The organism is Mesorhizobium sp. M8A.F.Ca.ET.021.01.1.1 (assembly GCF_003998025.1).
GTDB lineage: Bacteria > Pseudomonadota > Alphaproteobacteria > Rhizobiales > Rhizobiaceae > Mesorhizobium.
Map to the genome: position 1 here is coordinate 1 of NZ_RZSJ01000687.1, position 3,031 is coordinate 3,031.

Annotated in this window: 3 protein-coding genes and 1 pseudogene; 3 read left to right on the forward strand and 1 reads right to left on the reverse strand. The window is 65.3% G+C overall.

The features are described 5' to 3' along the window. Window positions 1-788, reverse strand: a 788-nt coding sequence (gene tsaD / locus EOA36_RS32200; protein WP_127280869.1) for a tRNA (adenosine(37)-N6)-threonylcarbamoyltransferase complex transferase subunit TsaD, incomplete at its 3' end; no start/stop codon positions are given. Between the two features lie 100 nt (window positions 789-888). Between tsaD and hemC the strand changes: the two genes are divergently transcribed. The 3 genes and pseudogenes from hemC to EOA36_RS32215 all read left to right on the forward strand — a co-directional run. After that, on the forward strand, window positions 889-1,827 hold the full coding sequence (hemC, locus tag EOA36_RS32205; protein ID WP_127280870.1) for a hydroxymethylbilane synthase: 939 nt from the start codon (window positions 889-891) through the stop codon (window positions 1,825-1,827). Between the two features lie 2 nt (window positions 1,828-1,829). Then, window positions 1,830-2,546: a uroporphyrinogen-III synthase gene (locus tag EOA36_RS32210; protein WP_127280871.1), complete on the forward strand. Its 717-nt coding sequence runs from the start codon at window positions 1,830-1,832 to the stop codon at window positions 2,544-2,546. Between the two features lie 111 nt (window positions 2,547-2,657). Next, window positions 2,658-3,031: pseudogene (locus tag EOA36_RS32215) on the forward strand (phage tail protein); the annotation flags it as partial.

Consider the following 3,031-nt stretch of genomic DNA (forward strand, 5'->3'; position numbering starts at 1 on the left):
TGCATTGGCCGACCGCGTTTCTCGCGCCCTGGCACGCTTTCGCGAGACATTCCCTGGCACGACGCGCAGATGTCGGCGACATCCTGGTCGCTCAGGGGCTCGATCGCGGTTGCCGCCTGGCGCACGGCGGTCTTTAAGCCGGAAAAGGAAAAATCGGGCTGCGCCGAGCCCTTCATCGGCCGCGGGAAGGCAAAGCGCGACGGGTTGCCCGATAGCGCCGCCTTCTCGACATTCGGACCGCCGGGATAGGGCAGGCCGAGCATCTTGGCGGTCTTGTCGAAGGCTTCGCCGAGCGCGTCGTCGATGGTGGTGGCCCAGCGCTGATACTCGCCGACGCCGCGCACGGCGAGGATCTGCGTGTGGCCGCCGGAGACCAGCAGCAGCAGGTAGGGGAATTCGAGCCCGTCGGTCAGCCGCGCCGTCAAGGCGTGGCCTTCGAGGTGGTTGACGGCGATCAGCGGCTTGTTCGCCGCGGCGGCGATCGCCTTGGCCGTCATCAGGCCGACGATCAGCCCGCCGACGAGGCCTGGACCGGCGGTTGCGGCGATCGCGTCGATATCGGCCAGCGCCACGCCCGAATCGGCGAGCGCCGCCTCGACGATGCCGTCCAGCGCCTCGACATGCGCGCGCGCGGCGATCTCGGGCACGACACCGCCGAAGGCGGCATGTTCCTCGATCTGGGAGAGCACGACATTGGACAGGATTTTCGGCGCGGCATCGCCCTCCAGCGCCACGACGCTGGCGGCGGTCTCGTCGCAACTCGTCTCAATACCCAGAACGCGGATCAATTCGTCGCTATCCCAAGAGATTGTTTATGAGGCTATTCCCCATTAGGAAAAGGCCGGCAAGACCTCGATTTCGCTCGGGGGTTATCACGGACCGCGCGCCATGCAAACTTTGAAAATCGGAACCTGCAAAATCGGAACGCGCGGCAGCCCGCTGGCGCTTGCCCAGGCGCATGAGACGCGTGTGCGGCTGATGAAAGCGCATGGCCTTCCCGAGCAGGCGTTTGAAGTGGTGCCCATCTCGACCAGCGGCGACCGTATTCAGGACCGGCCACTGTCGGAGGCCGGCGGCAAAGGCCTGTTCACCAAGGAAATCGAGGAAGCGCTGCTCGACGGGCGTATCGACATCGCCGTGCATTCGTCGAAGGACATGCCGACGGTGCTTCCGGGCGGATTGGAGCTTTCCACTTTCCTGCCGCGCGAGGACGCGCGCGACGCTTTCATAGGCAAGGCGGTCAGGCGGATCGCCGATCTGCCGCATGGCGCCAAGGTCGGATCGTCATCGCTCCGTCGCCAGGCGCTGATCCGCCGGATGCGGCCGGATTTCGAGGTGGTGATGTTCCGCGGCAATGTGCAGACGAGGCTGCGCAAGCTGGATGAAGGCATCGCCGAGGGCACCATTCTCGCCTATGCCGGGCTGAAGCGGCTCGGGCTCGAAGGCGTGATTACCGACCTGATGCCGCTGGAGGATTTTCCGCCGGCGCCGGGACAAGGCGCGATCGGCATCGAAACGCGCGTCGGCGACCGTGATATCGAGACAATGCTTGCGGCGATCCATCACGTGCCGACGGGCCAGGCCTTGGCCTGCGAACGCGCGTTTCTCGCCGCGCTCGACGGCTCGTGCCGCACACCGATCGCCGGCCATGCGACGGTGTCGGGGGGGAAACTGTCCTTTGCCGGGCTGATCATCTCGCCCGACGGCACGGAGTGGCATGACGTCCGGTTGGAAGGCGAGGCCACGGACGCGGCTGAAATAGGGGCTGACGCCGCGCGGGCGGTTCGCGCCAGGGCCGGCGAAAAGTTCTTCGACGGCTGGCTCTGAAAATGCCTCGCATCCTGGTCACCAGACCGGAGCCCGGTGCATCGCTCACGGCGCGAAAGCTGAAAGAAATGGGTTTTGAGCCTCTTCTCCTGCCATTGACGGAGACGACGGCACTGCCGGTCGATGCCAAGGCGGTTCCGGACGATGTCGCAGCCGTCGCCATCACCAGCGCCAATGCCGTGCGCCATGCCCCTGGAGATCTGGTAGCGGCGCTTTCCAGGCTGCCTTGTCATGCTGTCGGCAAGAGGACCGCCGAGGCCGCGCGCAAAGCCGGTTTTCTGTCGGTCAGCGAGGGGCCTGGCGATGCCGAGGCGCTGGCCGACGGCATGGCGACCGCCTTTTCCGGCAAAACGATCGTCTATCTCTGTGGGCGCGTGCGGTTTGCTGCCTTCGAACAGAAGCTGGAAGCAGCGTATGTCCAGGTCCATGCCGTAGAGACTTATGACACGCTTGCGGTGAGCTATTCGGACGAAGCGACCCTGCCGCTGCTATCAGGCCAAGCGGTCGATGTGGTGCTGCTCTATTCGGCCAACGCCGCTGCCGCGATGCAGGTCCTGGCCAGACGACCCGCCCTGCAAAAAGCCTTTGAAAAGACGCGTTTTTTTGTCCTTTCCGCGCGCATCGCCGCCGCCTTCGGCGACAGCGCCGGCAAAGCAATCCGTGTCGCCGCACGGCCCGACGAGGAGGCGCTGCTGGCACTTTTGCGGGCACGGCCCTGACCCGCGTCATCACACCGCCCCTTTTCACCGCTTGGTGATGTGCTAGACCCTTTTTAGAACCATCACGCGCCGCCGCGCGTTGAGACGAAGCGAATTTTGCGGAGCCCATGCATGGTCAAGACGCCGAAGATGCGACACTCGAAAAGCCGCCGCGAGCCGGTGACCATCGACCTCGATCCGGGCGCTGTCTCACGCATCGTCGACGAGGATGCCGCCAAGGTTACCGTCCAGACCGACGAGGCGAGGGCCGAGGAATCCGCGAACGCCTCGCGACCAGAGCTCCCGGAAGAGCCGGTGCATGCCGATCAGGCGGATCTCGAACCCTGGGAGCATGGCGACGACGCCGCCGGGCGGTCCGGCACAGAGGCGCCGCCGCATGCCGAGGCCGAAGCCGCCGAGCCGGAAATGCCTTATCCCGGTTCGGATACACCTCCCAACCAGTCCAGGGCGTTCGACTACAGCTTCGAGGACGCAAGCACAAAGAC